Source organism: Caballeronia sp. LjRoot34 (genome assembly GCF_964253815.1).
In the GTDB taxonomy this organism is placed as follows: domain Bacteria; phylum Pseudomonadota; class Gammaproteobacteria; order Burkholderiales; family Burkholderiaceae; genus Caballeronia.
Window position 1 is genome coordinate 3,464,397 of sequence record NZ_CAXUSB020000001.1, and the last position, 15,259, is coordinate 3,479,655.

The 15,259-nt window shown below is 56.6% G+C and carries 14 protein-coding genes; 4 read left to right on the forward strand and 10 right to left on the reverse strand.

Annotated features, from left to right (window positions below):
- Positions 1-25 precede the first annotated feature (25 nt).
- From ACSQ36_RS15495 to ACSQ36_RS15510, 4 genes are all read left to right on the forward strand, one after another.
- Positions 26-1,675: a glycosyltransferase family 4 protein gene (locus ACSQ36_RS15495; RefSeq protein WP_436182553.1), complete on the forward strand. Its 1,650-nt coding sequence runs from the start codon at positions 26-28 to the stop codon at positions 1,673-1,675.
- Positions 1,672-2,526, forward strand: a complete 855-nt coding sequence (locus tag ACSQ36_RS15500; protein ID WP_436182554.1) for a glycosyltransferase family 2 protein — start codon at positions 1,672-1,674, stop codon at positions 2,524-2,526. The genes ACSQ36_RS15495 and ACSQ36_RS15500 overlap by 4 nt, the downstream gene beginning before the upstream one ends.
- A complete protein-coding gene (locus ACSQ36_RS15505; RefSeq protein WP_436182555.1) occupies positions 2,466-4,823 on the forward strand; it encodes a DUF7024 domain-containing protein in 2,358 nt (785 codons plus the stop codon). Before ACSQ36_RS15500 ends, ACSQ36_RS15505 begins: the two co-directional genes overlap by 61 nt.
- A gap of 179 nt (positions 4,824-5,002) precedes the next feature.
- The gene (locus tag ACSQ36_RS15510) at positions 5,003-7,063 is read left to right on the forward strand and encodes a hypothetical protein (protein ID WP_436182556.1); all 2,061 of its coding nucleotides are present in this window, start codon (positions 5,003-5,005) and stop codon (positions 7,061-7,063) included.
- A 121-nt stretch (positions 7,064-7,184) separates the two neighbouring features.
- Here ACSQ36_RS15510 and ACSQ36_RS15515 read toward each other — a convergent pair whose 3' ends face one another.
- The 10 genes from ACSQ36_RS15515 to ACSQ36_RS15560 are packed head-to-tail and all read right to left on the reverse strand — an operon-like array spanning position 7,185 to position 15,259.
- Positions 7,185-7,901: a transaldolase gene (locus ACSQ36_RS15515; RefSeq protein WP_436182557.1), complete on the reverse strand. Its 717-nt coding sequence runs from the start codon at positions 7,899-7,901 to the stop codon at positions 7,185-7,187.
- The gene (locus tag ACSQ36_RS15520) at positions 7,898-8,428 is read right to left on the reverse strand and encodes a D-glycero-alpha-D-manno-heptose-1,7-bisphosphate 7-phosphatase (RefSeq protein WP_436182558.1); all 531 of its coding nucleotides are present in this window, start codon (positions 8,426-8,428) and stop codon (positions 7,898-7,900) included. Before ACSQ36_RS15520 ends, ACSQ36_RS15515 begins: the two co-directional genes overlap by 4 nt.
- Positions 8,428-9,027: an SIS domain-containing protein gene (locus tag ACSQ36_RS15525; protein ID WP_436182559.1), complete on the reverse strand. Its 600-nt coding sequence runs from the start codon at positions 9,025-9,027 to the stop codon at positions 8,428-8,430. The genes ACSQ36_RS15520 and ACSQ36_RS15525 overlap by 1 nt, the downstream gene beginning before the upstream one ends.
- Positions 9,024-9,731, reverse strand: coding sequence for a nucleotidyltransferase family protein (locus tag ACSQ36_RS15530; RefSeq protein WP_436182560.1), 708 nt, complete (start codon positions 9,729-9,731; stop codon positions 9,024-9,026). Before ACSQ36_RS15530 ends, ACSQ36_RS15525 begins: the two co-directional genes overlap by 4 nt.
- Positions 9,728-10,711, reverse strand: coding sequence for a GHMP family kinase ATP-binding protein (locus ACSQ36_RS15535; protein WP_436182561.1), 984 nt, complete (start codon positions 10,709-10,711; stop codon positions 9,728-9,730). The genes ACSQ36_RS15530 and ACSQ36_RS15535 overlap by 4 nt, the downstream gene beginning before the upstream one ends.
- Positions 10,695-11,705 (reverse strand): Gfo/Idh/MocA family protein, encoded by a 1,011-nt coding sequence (locus tag ACSQ36_RS15540; protein WP_436182562.1) that lies wholly within the window; start codon positions 11,703-11,705, stop codon positions 10,695-10,697. Before ACSQ36_RS15540 ends, ACSQ36_RS15535 begins: the two co-directional genes overlap by 17 nt.
- Positions 11,702-12,577, reverse strand: coding sequence for an SDR family NAD(P)-dependent oxidoreductase (locus ACSQ36_RS15545; RefSeq protein WP_436182563.1), 876 nt, complete (start codon positions 12,575-12,577; stop codon positions 11,702-11,704). The genes ACSQ36_RS15540 and ACSQ36_RS15545 overlap by 4 nt, the downstream gene beginning before the upstream one ends.
- A gap of 2 nt (positions 12,578-12,579) precedes the next feature.
- On the reverse strand, positions 12,580-13,881 hold the full coding sequence (locus ACSQ36_RS15550) for a nucleotide sugar dehydrogenase (protein WP_436182564.1): 1,302 nt from the start codon (positions 13,879-13,881) through the stop codon (positions 12,580-12,582).
- Between the two features lie 2 nt (positions 13,882-13,883).
- On the reverse strand, positions 13,884-14,843 hold the full coding sequence (locus ACSQ36_RS15555; protein WP_436182565.1) for an NAD-dependent epimerase/dehydratase family protein: 960 nt from the start codon (positions 14,841-14,843) through the stop codon (positions 13,884-13,886).
- Between the two features lie 5 nt (positions 14,844-14,848).
- Positions 14,849-15,259, reverse strand: a complete 411-nt coding sequence (locus tag ACSQ36_RS15560; RefSeq protein ID WP_436182566.1) for a GtrA family protein — start codon at positions 15,257-15,259, stop codon at positions 14,849-14,851.

The window sequence follows — 15,259 nt, forward strand, 5'->3', positions numbered from 1 at the left end:
CATTGACAAGCGGAATTGAGAAACGATGAGTCGAGTTCCTCTAAAGGTGGGGGTAGATCTCACCCCTGTTCTGCCCGGGGGTGAGAACGGCGGCGCGAAGATTTTTGTCCTCGATTTGCTGCGCCAGTTGGCTGCGATGCAGCCCGACACCCTATTCATCCTGCTCACGCAAGCCGCATCGCACGAAGAGCTAGCGGCGCTCGATCGGCCCAACATACAACGCCGCATGGTACTCGGCGCCCTGACCGCAGACTCGAGCCGGTCGCGCCTCAAGAGGCTGGCATCGCGCGTGGTCCCAATGGTGCCAGGTCGGTTCCAACGCGTATTGAGCCGCGTGGTGTATCGGCTGAACGCGAAGTTGAAGCGGCGTGGGACTGAAGGATTGATGCGTCAGCTTGGCATCGATCTGCTGTTCTGCCCGTTCACGGCACCGACATATTACGAACCCAGCATTCCTATCGTCTGCACGATCTACGATTTGCAGTACAAAACCTATCCGGAATTCTTCACGCCCGAGGACGTGGCGCATCGCGCACAAACGTTTGTCGACGCTGCGCGCCGGGCGACCGCACTCGCCGCCATCTCTGACTACTCGCGTCAGTCTGCAATCGATCACGGCGAGCTGGAGCCGGACCGGATTCGCACAATCCATCTACGGATGGCTCGCCGGATCGCGCCCGACGCGACGCAAAGTACGGAGGTGCTGGACCGCCTTGGCCTGACACGCCAGCGCTATCTCGTATTTCCGGCGAATTTCTGGAAGCACAAGAATCACGAGATGCTACTGACGGCGTTCGGCATGGCGCGCCGCGATGGTAGGCTTGACCCGAAAATCAAGCTTGTTTGCACCGGCGCGCCAGGCGTACGGCGTGACTGGCTGATGCAAGCGGCAAAGGCGATGGAGCTGGGCGGACACATCGTCTTCCCGGGTTACCTGCCCAACGACGAGTTGGCGGCCTTGATCGCGAACTGCAGCGGAGTCGTGTTTCCATCCCTTTACGAAGGGTTCGGATTGCCGGTCATCGAGGCCATGGCGGCCGATGTTCCCGTTGCGTGCAGCAACACCACCTCTCTACCGGAAGTCGCGGCGGACGCGGCAATCATGTTCGACCCACGCATCCCCGAGCAGATCGCGCAGGCGATGATTACCCTGGTGAACGATGAGCCTTTGCGCGCGCGGTTGATCGAAGCCGGGCGGCGGCGAGTGGACGAGTTTTCGGATTCAAAGCGCATGGCCACCGAATACTGGGAGCTCTTCGTCTCCGCGCTGGCCAATTCCAGGCACGAGAACCTGCTTACCGGCGTGCACGTGGACGGCTGGGTCGGCGACAACCTCAAGATCCAAACCGCCCCGCTAACAGGCGCGCGCAGTGTGGAAGTCACCTTCCTGTCGCCCGACTGGGCGCCGCAACGGGCCATTAGTGTTCAGCGATATCGCGACGGAAAGCCGGATGGCGAGCCAATCAAGATAAAGCGCGGATCGGAAACGGTCGTTTCGCTCCCCATGGACGGCAGCGGCGGCTTTTACGAATTGCACCTCAGGCCTACATTCGTCCCGGCGCGCCATAAGATCGGCGATGACCAGCGCGAACTCTCGGCCATGTTGCAGCGCTGCTGCATTGTCGCCGACAATACGGCCAACATCGACCTGTTCCCTGAGAAGGTTTCTGCATGAAAGTCAGCGTCGTCACTCCCTCGTACAACCAGGGACAATTTATTGAACGTACGCTGCAAAGCGTGGCCTCGCAAACGGGCGCGGAGATCGAGCACGTCGTGTTCGACGGCGGTAGCAACGACTCTACGGTATCCGTTTTGGAGGCGTTCAAACCGCCGGTGCGCTGGGTATCGAAGAAGGACAAAGGACAGACCGATGCCGTCAATCAGGGGATCGCTGCGACTGACGGTGAGATTATTGGATGGCTGAATTCGGACGATGTCTATTACCCAAGCGCGATTGCAAAAGTGGTGGCGTTCTTTGAACAGCATCACGATGTAGACGTGGTCTACGGACTGGCTGATCACATTGATCTCGAAGACCATGCTTTCGAAGAATATCCGGCTGAAGAGTGGGACCTCGAGCGGCTGAAGGAAACATGTTTCATTTGCCAGCCGGCGCTCTTTTTCCGGCGGCGCGTGGTGGAACAGCATGGCCTCCTCGATGAATCGCTCAACTACTGCATGGACTACGGGTATTGGTTACGGCTTGGCAAAGCGGGCGTGAAATTCGCGCTGCTTCGTGAAAAACTTGCGGGCTCGCGGCTTTACGCCGACAACAAGACGCTCGGCGCAAGGGTCAAAGTTCACGCCGAAATCAATGATATGTTCCGCAGGCTGTTCGGCAACGTACCCGACCGGTGGCTGTTTAACTATGCGCACGCAGTAGTAGAACAGGGAGAAGCGACGCAACCGCGCACGAAATCGTTTGCTGCGCGAGTTGGCGTAGTGGCGCTGAAGGCGTCGCTGCGATGGAACCGCAGCATATCGATTGGGATGATGAAATCGATTTTCCAATGGATTCGGGGATGATTTTAGCGCACGTCTGGAACATCGGAACGGGCATTGGAGCGACACTGATCGTTGTTGCGTTTGTGTATTTGCTAGGCGTTGCCCTCACGCCCGCAACCGCGGTGCGGTTCCTCTCTAAGCCCTCGTTGTCAATCGCGCTGGGCGCGTCCGTATCCATTGTGTGGTGCTGGTACGGAATCAAGTTCAACATCACACTGCCCGTTTGCATACAGATGCTGGCCATCCTGGCGGCAATCATCCTTTTAGTCCGATGCCGAAAGCTCACAGCGCTTTCGCAGCTAGAGGAATCGCTCAGGACGACCCCTTTTTTCATTGCCGCTTTCGCCACGTTCTATACGCTGTCTTATTTTTTTCTGGCGCCGCCAACATCGACGGAATATCTGCCGATCGCGCGCATCATGAATAACGACATATTCAATTACTTTATCATCACGCAATATCTACAGAAATTAGGCACGCCGAACATCGCTGGTTTTTCGTTCTTCGATACGCCTTCGATGATGCTGACATTTACTCCGGGCGTATTCACAGTCATGCAAGGCGTCGCGACGGTTCTACACGGCGACGTGCTCGCGGCCACGATGCCGGCTATCTTCGCTATAACCGCGCTCATAGGATGCGCGGCCGTTCAGCTTGCGAGAGGCGCTTTCAACGTATCGAAATCTGTTGGATTCGGCATCGCGGCCGCGTTCATATGCGGCCCGTTCTTCCGCTATCTGGTCAGCAATTACTTTCTATCGTCTTTGATCGGGATGTTGTTCGTGATGCTGCTGCTTGTTGAGACAGTGGCCATCGTATCCGAACCTCAACAGCGGAGCTGGATTCGCTCGATTGCGTCGTGTGCACCGCTTTATGTCGTTATTTTTTACTGCTACCCGCCTCTTTTCATCATCGGCGTGGGGGTGCAACTCGGGTTCGTGGCGACCGTCACGCTTGTGTCGTGCTGGCAAAAGCGCGGCGAGGCCTCCCTTTATCGCGAGATGGGCAGAGCCATCGCATACTGGACCAAGCTGACCCTCATCTGCTTGGTCATTGTGATCGCAGTCGATCCGGCACATCTGGCGCATATATTTCGCTTCTTGTTTTTGATCTCGCAGAAAGGCGATATCGGGTGGCCGCTTGATTTCATTTCTCCTGCGGCAATCTTCGGGTTCCCGTCGCGTCTGCAGCTCCACGGTGCGCGTCGTCAAACACTCGGCATTGCACTATCGCTGGTAATCGCCGGAGCGCTGCTGCTTGCATACTGGAGACGGCGTGGAGCGGAGCGGTCCGTCGCGGGATTTGCCTTATTCACTGTCGCTGTTCTGGCTCTATGTTTCTACTTCTTCTATTTTTTCCGCAGCGGTCCTACCTATCAACAGTGGAAGATGGCGTCCTATCTTCCGCTACTTCTTTCGATCTCGCTTCTCGGGGCCGTCCATGAAATATTCGGTCCCCTGAAAAATGAACCGGGAGCGGTAAAAAAAGCTGGCTTTCTGCTCGTCTACGCGCTTCTGACGGTAGGCAACATAGTTTCCGTGATTCATGAGAGGCGCCATCCGGAGACATTTTCGTCGAAATACGAAAACCTCAAGGCGCTCGACATGCTGGGTGGACCAAGCGATCTCTACGTGAAGATGTCGAGCTTCTCGTCCACCTTCTTTGCAGCCTACTTCATTCAACAAAAGAAGCTTCATTTGTTGAGTGCAAGCTACTATACCAAGGAGGATATGAAACTCGAGGACGTATCGCGCAACAAGCCCTTGTTTCTCGAAGGCGACTCGTGTGCTTCGAACGAGCACAACATCACGATTGCTGACGTCGGCTGCCTTTACTTCTCCCCGCCCTCCTTGCCGTACGGTCGTCAATATCGCATTGATGCGAGCACGCCGGGAGTCGCAAGCAGCAAGGGCCTGAGCGACCCGGAGGTCTGGGGTACATGGAGCAACGCGTTCGACGTCGACTACACAGTTCTGCTTGACACCAATGCGGTGCCGAACGACAAGAAGCTCTACTTGAACATCGAAGTCCAGCCTCTTGTTCTGGGAAATTCCAAATCACAGAAGGTGCAGGTTTCTTGGGGGAAAGATTCGCACATGGAGCAGATCGTCGACAAAAGAAAGTGGATCAGCCTGCCATACTTGAGCGACGATCTGGCCGGATTCGCCGCTCGCGAGATGTCAATCCGGATCCATATCCCTGGCGCCGTTGCGCCGCATTCCGTCGATCCGAACAATCCGGAAACGCGCTTGTTGGGGATCGGGTTCCTGGCGCTATCGGTGAGCGATGCGCCAAAGGGGCAAGTGCCCGAAAACTAAGCGTCAACTCAAATGCCAATCATGAATGGAGGAGCCGGTCAAAAGCGGCCCTCCACGTGCGCGCTCGAAGACCTTACTGTTGGCGAGCCACACACAAATAGCCGCGAACGGCGGCCAAGTCATTTTGATATGTACTTTCGTATAAAACTAATTCTCCTTTATCCGATATCAGAAGAAACATGCAAATAACGAATGGCTCCGGCAGGCCGTCTCACTCCGTCGTGGTGCCAATATTCTGCGCGGCGGCCACTGCAGCCTTTTTCGCTTTCATTGCTCACATCGGCAGTCTCAATCCCATCAACGATCACGCGTTCCTCGCGAACGTCTTTCAAGGATATCCATTCCCCGGCTATATCGACCGCCATCTGGGGCGGTTTACGCCGCTAGCATCGCAGGAATATGCATGGGTGTCCCGGCTCCTGTCACCATCCGCTCAGTTGTTTTACGTCGTGCACGCACTCAAGATGGCGGCAAGCTGCGCGCTTCTCCTTTACTGCCTCATCCTCCTGCGCGCGGGTTCGTGGCTTGCACTGAGTTTATGGTGCTCGGTGTTTTTCTCGGTCGGTTTCGTTTATTCGTCGGTCATTGTCCAGGCGGGCGAGCTAAACGAGTTATTGCTCACGCTCCTGTTCATAGCAATCGTCGTCCGCCGCGAGTACTCGCAACTCCCAACGTCCCGAATCCGCTATGTATTAGTGCTCGTCGCGACCCTTCTGCTGATCGTGACATTCTTCTACAAGGAAACTGCATTTATCTTCGCGCTGGTGTTCGGTGCATCAGAGGTCATGCGCTCGAGGCTTGCCGGTCCCCGTCGCATGCCGCGTTATGCCATGATTCTGCTGACTTCGGGCATTGGATATCTGGTGTTCTTTGGCCTCTGGCATGGTTTGAGTATGTCCGGGTCATACGCAGAGTCTCACTCGACGGGGCGATCAGCTATGATCGCCGCCTATGCCGCCAACGACCCGCTGATCATGTTCGTCCTCGCGCCAGTCTTATGCCTGCGAATCATCGCCGTGGCGCAAAAACCCAGCCGCTATTCGCTCTCCGACTCATTTCTCGTGACGGCGGCCGCCTATGCCGCCGCATATGTCGTCCTTCGCATGTACAGCGGCTACTACTTCCTGCCTTCCTATGGATTCGCCGTTTGCGGCATTGCCGGCATCGTAGCGCCGCTTCGCGGGTTTGTTCGGGCGATAGTTGCAGCGGTCTGCGCGCTGTTCGCGATCAATCTCGCCCCCATTGCGCTGTCCGACGCGGCCGCGCAATCCAACATTGCTCGCAACTACTCACGCTTCACCGACGCAGTGGCAGACTGGGTCTGGGCGAATCCAAATGCCGGAAAGGTTCCCCGCAATCTAGTGCTGCTCGGGGTGAGCGCCGACAGTCATCCTGAAATCATCATAAGTCTTCAGCGTTTTCTGGAAAATACAGGCCTCTCGGACTCACTGTTCAGGATCAGGGTTTCAAAAAAATCGACCAATCCCGCTGTCAGCGCTGCATTCGGTCTCACGGACACCACCCCTTATCAGGCGCGCGCGGGGGACCTTCTCCTCTACAACCCGTTTCAGGATGTAGTCACGTTGCCGCCGCTGCGCTCACCGGATCAGCAGATTGTCGTTCGAACCGGCGCTGAGCACACGCCGCCTCGATGGTCGGTCTATGAGTGGTTCGAGCAATGCGGCTCTAGCATCAATGCATGCATGGAACTCGTGTCAACGAATAGCCCGTACACTGGGTATGCCGCGACACTCCTTACCCGCGATCCAGCCCCGCCGCAAATCGCATCACTGACGGCGCCGTCCTACGACATAGGGCCCGTTGGGCTGCCAAAGCGGCTGCGAGCGGGTACCACAGTGTCCATCACCGTGCCTGTCAGGAATGCCGGTTCCGAGAGCTGGCCGGCGGTTGGGTCACTGCGTCCCGGGAAATATGTTCACATGAGCTACGTGTGGCTCGGTGCAAAACGCGCGGTTGTAACCATTGGCGACCGGACCGCGTTACCGACGTCGTTGCGGCCGGGGGACATCGCCCAAGTGAATATGCGTGTCAATGTGCCGTCAAAGCCTGGCGACTACACTCTGGTACTCAGCCCGATTCAGGAAGACGTCGTCTGGTTCTATCAGGTGAATCCGAACGCGAGCGGCGCGGCGAAAAAGGTCAATGTCTTTCAATCGAGGCTGGCGAAATTCTTAAGCGATACCGACGCCGCAACGCGACCGAAAAGCGGTGAGAAATAAAAAAAGCGACTGCATCACAAGAGCCAGCCTCCCCGCTCGGATGTCGTCGCTTTCCGGAAAACATGATCATCGCTCCGTTAGCCAACGAAGCAATGGTACTGCCCTAAAAATTACGGCAGAGTTACAGTTTGAATCCCGCCGCTACCGCATCGCTGTGGAACATCTTCACGGTGTCGAGCGAATATTCGTCGAGGTCGTAATCCACCAGCGACAGCTTCTTCAGAATGTCATTGGTCACCGTGATGATTTGGCAGCCAATTGCGTCCGCCTGGAAGATATTAAGCAACTCACGCGGGCTCGCCCAGATGAGTTCAGCCGCAGGGGCGACTTTCAACTGTTCCACAGCAGCCAACATCAGCGGCACAGGATCCCGGCCCGTATCCGCAATGCGCCCAGCAAACACGGACACATAGCTCGGCACATTCGGGTCCAGCGAAGCCACGACGTCACGCACTTGTGTCAACGTCATGATGGCAGTCACATTCAGTTTCACCTTCTGAGCTACCAGCTTCTTGACGAGCGCGTAGCACGTCTCGCGCTTCGTATTCGTGACCGGGATCTTGACATACACATTCTCACCCCAGCTCGCAATCTCCATGGCCTGGCGTTCCATGTCGGCGAAATCGTCCGAAAACACTTCGAACGATAGCGGCTTATCGTTGATCGACGACAGGATGTCCTTACAGAATGCCTTGTAGTCAGTAATGCCGACCTTTTTCATCAAGGTCGGATTCGTCGTCAGCCCTTTGATGAATGACTTGTCGTACATTTCGAGCATGCCAGACTTGTCGGCGCCGTCCGCGAAAATCTTGACTTTCAATTGGTCAACTTTGCTCATGATGCCTCTTTTAAAATGATTTCCGACGCCTCCAACAGAGACGTCACAGTAAAGGTCCTGGATTCCGGCTGCTTTTCAGCATAACCGTAGTCAATAAAAATTGTTTTGCATCCTGCGCGCTGACCCGCCTCGATGTCCCGCCATCGGTCACCCACCATGTAGCTGTCCGTCAGGTCGACCGAATATTTGTTCGCCGCGGCCAGAATACCGCCCGGTAGCGGCTTGCGGCAGTCGCATCCATCACCACTGTCGTGATAGCAGGTGCGGAATTCGTCCAGCGGAAGGTTCGCACTGAGGTAGTCATTGATGGCCTCCACTGTCGCTTTCGGCGTGGTGCCTCGCGCGACGTCGGGCTGGTTCGTGACGACGATCAGGAGGAAGCCGGCGCTGCGGAGCGCCAGCAGTGCATCTGACACGCCGGGCAGGATTTCGAGCTCCTCTACATTTGCCGGCGGATAGGGCTTTCCATCGCACACGACTGCGCGATTGATCACTCCGTCACGGTCGAGAAAGACAGCTCGTGTCATTAACGGACCGCCGATTCCCACTTGGTCTGATTCGACTTCAACGCAGGATGCGATACCAGCAAATGCCATACGACCGCCTGGAAGGCTTCCGAATGTGGGGTGATGGTCTCGGGATTGACCGTGGGCACGATAACGCAGGCATCGGCGACCTGCGCCGTATAGCCACCGTCACGCCCGACCACGCCCGTGATCTTCGAGCCTACAGTTTTTGCGTACTTGAGCGCTTCAACTAGGTTGGGACTGATGTTCTTTTCCAGGTTGCCGCCACCCACCGAGAAAATGAAGATCGCGTCTTTCGGCTGCAGCTTGCTGATCTTCAGCCATTCGACAAAAATGGTCGACCAGCCTTCGTCATTGGTTCTGGCAGTCAATTCGGAAACGTTGTCCGTCGGGGCATACGACTCGATCCCCACGATCTTGCGGAAATCGTTCACTGCGTGGGAACAGTTGCCAGCACTTCCGCCCACTCCCAAAAAGAAGATGCGACCTCCGTCGCGCTTGACGCCGGCAAGGAGCTCAGCCATTGCTTCCACGGCCGTGACATCCATCTTTTTGATGATTTCGATTGATTCGTCCAAATGCTGCTGCGCATAGCTCATCGCTTAACCTCGTTTAAGAAAAAAGATTCCGCTTCCTTCAAGCCCGTGTGGGAGCCGATTTCGTAAAAGCGTTGTTGGACTTCAAAGCCGGCTAGCTGACCGTCCAGCGACAGCCTGTGATACACGTCGGCGAGATCGAACGGCATGTCGTCCGGATAAGCCTCGAGAACGCGATCGTTCAGCACGCCCAGTCCATAATCAATGAACTGCATCTCCGCACGGGGACTATGCTTGTTGTATTCGATTAACTCGCCGTCTCTGAACAGCACGTTGCTCTTGTCCCAGCGGTTATCGTTTCTAAGTACGGTCATCAATGCCGACTTTTTGCTTGCATGGAATGCGCTTTCTACCGGCGCGAAGTCAACTGGCAAAAAAGAATCACCATAAAGCACAAAAAACTGTTCACCAATTAGGGGAAGTGCCCGCCTTAGCGCACCGCCGGTACCTAGCAGCGTATCGCCGTCGGCTGAATAGACAACCTCGAGATCGAACTTCGAGCCGTCTCCCACGGCGTCCACGACCATGTCGCCCAGATAACCGATGCACAGCGCTACCTTGCGAACGCCCTGAGCACGAAGATAGGCCAACTGGCGGAACACAAAAGGCTCGCCGACAACCTCGACGAGGGCCTTCGGGATAGTTTCCGTGATGGGACGAAGCCGCGTAGCGAGCCCACCGGCGAGGATAGCGACAGGCAAGCTCATGACGACAGCACAACCTTCGTGCCCTCGAAGTCGAAGCGGAACCGGACTTCTTCCAATCCGGCTGCCGCCATGGTATGCCTCAGCTTGTTGCGATCGTGAGCGAGGAACATCAGGAAACCGCCGCCGCCGGCACCGACGAGCTTTCCACCAACAGCGCCATTCTTCATCGCAAGGTCATACCACTCATCAATCTTCGGGTTGCTCATGCCTCCCGAGCGCTTTTTCTTGTGCTCCCAGTGCTCGTGCATCAACTCGCCGAACTGAGCCATCTTCCCGGATTCGAGCGCTTCCTTGCTGCGGTATCCTAGTTCCTTCACGTAATGCAGGTTGTTGAGCATCTCGACGTCGTTTTTCTGCGACCGGACTTGCTGGTCCATCAGGATGCCACTTGCGCTGCGTGAATAACCCGTAAAGAACAGCAACAGGTTGTCTTCCAGGTCGAACATTGAGTCTTGGCTAATCTTCAGTGGAACGGCCGTGACTTTATCGTCTGAATGAAAAGTGAAGCAGGTCACACCGCCCACCGCCGCGATATATTGATCCTGCTTGCCTATCGGCTGCGAGAGCCGATCGATTTCGATGTGGCACGCAAGCTCGGCCAATTCTTCCTGGTGGAGATGCCGCTTCCGGTGGGTGTATAGCGCCTTGAGCAACGCCGTGGTGAAGCTGCCGGACGAACCCAGGCCCGTGCCCGCCGGGATATCCGCCAAGGTAGTGATCTCGATTTGCGGCGTCCTGAAGCCCAGGATCTGCAGCGCTTCACGAATGATCGGGTGCTTGACGTCGATAATTTTATCGACGTGTTCAAGTTGAGAATACTTGAGGTAGACGCCTTCAGTAAAAGGCCGCATCACTGTCACATAAACGTATTTATCGATCGCGGCTGAAATGAGGAAGCCTTGGTGGTCGCGATAGTAAGACGGCAGGTCTGTGCCTCCGCCGCCCAGCGAGATGCGCAGAGGACTACGCGCGATGATCATAGCCTGACTCCTTATAGATATTCTGGATGACTTTCAGTGCAGCGTACGCGTCGGGAAGCCCCGCGGCAGGTTGACGACCCAAGCGAACGTCCTCGTAGAACTCGGTCATCTCGGTGAGCCAGGAATTGTCCGCCATCGGATATTCCCAGGTCGTGGTCTCCGGTGGCCCCATCTCGGGCAGCATCTTGTAGTGCGTGAGGCGCTCGACGCCATAACTTCCGCCGAGCCCGGAGATATCGAGCTTTCCAACTTTGCCGTAGATCTCCATTGAGAAAAGGTTCTTCCACTCGGTACACGACGCGTGCAAGAACGCGACCTGCTGCCGGGACGTCTTCAGGATCATGAAGCCGTTGTCGTCCACCGGCATGTCCCAGTAGAACGTATGAGCGAAGCCCTGGACATCGACGAATTCCCCGAGGAACCAGCGCGACAGGTCGATCAGGTGCGGGCCTTGATCAATCAGTTCGCCGCCTCCGGATAACACCGGGTCGGCGCGCCACTCTCTGTCGTATCCGACGCGCGCGCCGTGACCGTAGCGCGCACGTATGAACATCAATTCACCCAATTCGCCCGAGTCGACAATCTTCTTGGCCTGGAGCAAAGCGCGATGATAACGATGGTTGAAACCTACGCGCACGAGCACACCCTGTTCTTGAGCGGCTTTTAGCACAGGCTCCAGTTCATCCGCCGATCTCGCCGCCGGCTTTTCAACCAAAACATCCTTGCCCGCGCGAATCGCGGCCAGCGTGATCTCGGCAAGCGAATCATGGAGCGTCGCGATGACGACGATCTGGACCTCGGGCAGCTTGAGCAATTCGCGCCAATCAGAAAACGCGCTCGCACCCGCGCTCTTGGCGAGATTCGCCGCGCGCGTTGCATCGACATCGGCGCAAGCGATAAGGCTGCCGCCGGTCCCGAGCGCCTTCGCGCGCTTTTGTCCAATCAGGCCGCACCCAATGATGCCGATGCCGTACGTTGTATCTTGAGTACTCATTTATCACCTACGTCGAAACCACGGTCACGCCCGGCGATCCTGCGAAGCGTATAGAGGTCGCTGGTTGATAGCACGTCCAGATGAGAGGGCCATTGTTCCCAGTTATCCCAGACAGCACTGATGAGCTTGCCCGTGATGCCGTCGCTTGCTGGCGATGCCAGAAACAAAGCAAGATCGGCACCCCGGCCGAGCGGCACGCCGCCAGAATCCCTCTGCTTCACCGCGCGCTCGAAAAAGTCCTTGCCGACCTTCTCCGGTCCAGCTTCGAGTATTTCGTCGAGCATGCGTGTATTGAGTGCTCCGGGCGCGATTGCGTTGACGTCGATACCCGTTCCGCGGACCTCCTCGGCGAGTGTCTCCGCAAAGCGCACGATAGCCGCCTTGGAAACAGCATAAGCACTGATGCGCGGCATGGGGTTGGTTGCCCCTCCGCCTGACAACTGGATGACCTTGCCGTAGCCCTGCGCCTTGAAGTGAGGCAGCGTTGCCCTGCACATCAGGACCGAGCCCAACACGTTGATTTCTATCGCCTTGATCCAGGCCGCCCAATCCACATCCTCGATATTGCCTTTGGGCCCATACACGCCCGCATTGTTGACAAGGATATGGTAGCCGCCCAGTTCACGGGCCGTGGTGCTCACAAGCTCCTGAACCTCGGCTTCGACCGATACGTCCACAGCCATCGCAAGAACTTGCTGCCCCGATGTCGCGCTGTTCGAAAGCTCAGCTCGCACCTCTTCCAGCAAGACGCCGTTCCGCGCGCAAAGCATGAGGTGCGCGCCCGCTGCTAAATATTTCCGGGCCACTTCAAGCCCGAAACCCTGATTTGCGCCAGTAATGATGGCGACCTTGTCTACGAGTACCTTTTCCATATTCAATGTTCGCGCGTCGAAGAAGTTCCCACAGCCACGTATTCAACTGCTGAACGCGCCAGTTGCGATTCCAAATGCCGGTTCGCATCGATCACAACCACGTCCGTACCGGAATCAGCTGCCAGCGCTGCCGCCGCCTCGCGGAACTCGGGCCATTCCGTCCCCACTACCAGGGCGACCGCATCGCGCGCCGCATCAAGCGGACTTGCGCAATTTGTGACATGACCGGACCAGCGCTCGGGCAACACCCGAATGACGGGATCATGCACTCGCAAAACGGCGCCTTGCCCGATGAGCCAGTCGCAAAGTTCGACAGATAACGAGCGCCGCAGTGTGTCCGTACCCGGTTTATACGTCAGTCCCCAGATTGCGACCGTCACGCCCTTGATGTCTGGAAAGCGCTCGAGCAATTTCCTGCGAACCCACTTTTTGTGCTCGTCGTTACTCGGCCGCACAGACGAGAGCAGCGGCGTTTTAAGCCCTGCTGCGTGGCTTGCCACGCCGAGGAATTCGATGTCTCGTGCAAGCGTGCCTCCAGCGAACGGACCGCCGGGGGACACGTAGGCTTTGGGACCAATGCGAACTTCAGTCTTCAGGCCGCGAGCGACGTCCTTCGCATCCGCGCCGACTGCTTCGCAGATGGCGGCGATTTCGTTAGCGAACGTCACGGAAATCGCGAGAAAGGCGTTGATGGCATGCTTCGTCATCTCGGCGGATTCGACTGACATCCATTCCACCCTGTCGGTCACCGGCGCGATAAGCTTTTCGAGTGTGAGGCGAGCGCTGCTGTTGCTGACGCCGACCACGATGCGATCCGGTTTCAGGAACACATCGAGCGCCTTGCCCAGACGCAGGTTTTCGGGCGAATAAGCGAAAACTAGTTGCTTGTCGGGCATCGTCTCGCCCGCAAATTTTTCCAGCGCCCGCATTGAACCCACGGGCATTTGCGACGATACGAGCACGACTGCTCCAACAGCCAGGACCGGCAGTACGCGTTTGACTTCTCCAAGCACAAACTCGACATCTGCCTTGTCGTCTTCGTCGACGGGGGTATCGAAGGTGACCCACAACACCTCGGCGTCCGCGGCGGCGCTCGCATCAGTCGTGAAACGAAGGCGGCCGGCGTCGCGTCCCTGCGCCAAGAGCTGGTCCAGACCCGGTTCGAACAGCGGCGCTTCACTGTTGCCCAGCTTGGCAATAGTGTTCGTGTCAGCATCCAGACCGACCACATCGTGGCCCACGGATGCGAGGCACGCCGCCGTCACGGAGCCGAGGTGCCAAAGACCTTGCACGCAGACTTTCATCCTTAGCCCCTTTCCCCAAAAACCCATTCGTTGGCGCGCAGAAATTCGACCGTCTTGATCACGCCTTCGCGAATCCCGTACTTCGGCTTCCAGCCGAGGGCCTGAATGCGCGTGGTGTCCAGGAAGATGAACGGATTGTCGCCGATCCATCCGCGATCGCCGCCGGAGTACTCGAGAGCGGGTTTCACGCCGAGCGCTTCGCAGATCCATCCGATTGAATCGTTGACTTCGCAGTAGCCATTTACACCGAGATTGAAAATGTTAACTTTCTCTTGCGCCTTGTCCATGGCAAGCAGGATCGCGTCGATGCAATCCTGCACGTACAGATACGACTTGCGTTGCTTGCCGTTGCCCAGCACCGGCAAGCGGGACGGATCAGCCTTCAGCTTTTGATAAAAATCGAAAACGTGGCCATGGGTGTAGCGTTCGCCGAGAATCGAAACGAAACGGAAGATGCACGCTTGAAAATCAAATCCTTCGCAGTACGCCGAAATCAGCCCTTCGCCCGCTGCTTTTGAAGCACCATACAGAGAGGTCTGGACAGGGAAAGGCCCGTTCTCGGGAGTGGGAACAACGGGCGCTTCACCGTAGACCGATCCGGTCGAAGAGAAGGCGATTTTTTTGATGCCGTTATGTCTCATGGCTTCAAGGACATTAAATGTCGCAATCGTATTCTGCTCCAGATCGCGGCCGGGATGATCCGTTCCAAACCGCACGTCCGCATTGGCCGACAGATGAAAAACCGCTTCAGCGCTCGCGAACGCGTCCTTCAATGCGTCCACATTCAACACATCTGTTTCGATAAATTCAAAGTTTGGGTTCTTGTGCGCCGACTCCAGAAACCGCCGCAAACCAGTGCTGAAGTTGTCCACGCCTGTCACGAAGTGACCGTCGACCAATAGTCGATCGACCAAAGTGCTTCCAATAAAACCGGCGCAACCGGTTACCACATATCGACTCATAGTCTTTAATCCCTAGCTCTGAAAACCCAAAACCTTGAAAAGGTGTACCCGGTCATGACCGTGACAACTACAGACGCGCAGACGCCGATATAGGGCGAAAGGCCAAAATGTTTCACGCAGACGTTTACGATCAGCAGTGTTAACAGATAGTTCACGCACCACATCACAAAGTAGCGCGCGAGCTGTTGGCGGTGAGAATGGGCGCCGGCGCCGAACGTGTAATAGCGATTCGCGAGAAAATGGAACGCGGTCGACAAAAGGTAGGCCGCTGTGATCGAGACCACGTAGTGCAACTCAAGCAAAGAATTGGCTACCCACATGACGGAGAAGTAGATCGCTGCCGTGATCACGCCAACCGTCCCGAATTTTGCTAGCGCAAAAAAGTGAGCCGAAAAGACTGAATGTGCTCGTTGCAT

Excerpts from the sequence above, each read along its gene's own strand:
- ACSQ36_RS15495 (WP_436182553.1), top strand. The coding sequence starts at position 26 with ATGAGTCGAGTTCCTCTAAAGGTGGGGGTAGATCTCACCCCTGTTCTG.
- ACSQ36_RS15500 (WP_436182554.1), top strand. The coding sequence starts at position 1,672 with ATGAAAGTCAGCGTCGTCACTCCCTCGTACAACCAGGGACAATTTATT.
- ACSQ36_RS15505 (WP_436182555.1), top strand. The coding sequence starts at position 2,466 with ATGGAACCGCAGCATATCGATTGGGATGATGAAATCGATTTTCCAATG.
- ACSQ36_RS15510 (WP_436182556.1), top strand. The coding sequence starts at position 5,003 with ATGCAAATAACGAATGGCTCCGGCAGGCCGTCTCACTCCGTCGTGGTG.
- ACSQ36_RS15515 (WP_436182557.1), bottom strand. The coding sequence starts at position 7,901 with ATGAGCAAAGTTGACCAATTGAAAGTCAAGATTTTCGCGGACGGCGCC.
- ACSQ36_RS15520 (WP_436182558.1), bottom strand. The coding sequence starts at position 8,428 with ATGACACGAGCTGTCTTTCTCGACCGTGACGGAGTGATCAATCGCGCA.
- ACSQ36_RS15525 (WP_436182559.1), bottom strand. The coding sequence starts at position 9,027 with ATGAGCTATGCGCAGCAGCATTTGGACGAATCAATCGAAATCATCAAA.
- ACSQ36_RS15530 (WP_436182560.1), bottom strand. The coding sequence starts at position 9,731 with ATGAGCTTGCCTGTCGCTATCCTCGCCGGTGGGCTCGCTACGCGGCTT.
- ACSQ36_RS15535 (WP_436182561.1), bottom strand. The coding sequence starts at position 10,711 with ATGATCATCGCGCGTAGTCCTCTGCGCATCTCGCTGGGCGGCGGAGGC.
- ACSQ36_RS15540 (WP_436182562.1), bottom strand. The coding sequence starts at position 11,705 with ATGAGTACTCAAGATACAACGTACGGCATCGGCATCATTGGGTGCGGC.
- ACSQ36_RS15545 (WP_436182563.1), bottom strand. The coding sequence starts at position 12,577 with ATGGAAAAGGTACTCGTAGACAAGGTCGCCATCATTACTGGCGCAAAT.
- ACSQ36_RS15550 (WP_436182564.1), bottom strand. The coding sequence starts at position 13,881 with ATGAAAGTCTGCGTGCAAGGTCTTTGGCACCTCGGCTCCGTGACGGCG.
- ACSQ36_RS15555 (WP_436182565.1), bottom strand. The coding sequence starts at position 14,843 with ATGAGTCGATATGTGGTAACCGGTTGCGCCGGTTTTATTGGAAGCACT.
- ACSQ36_RS15560 (WP_436182566.1), bottom strand. The coding sequence starts at position 15,259 with ATGCAACGAGCACATTCAGTCTTTTCGGCTCACTTTTTTGCGCTAGCA.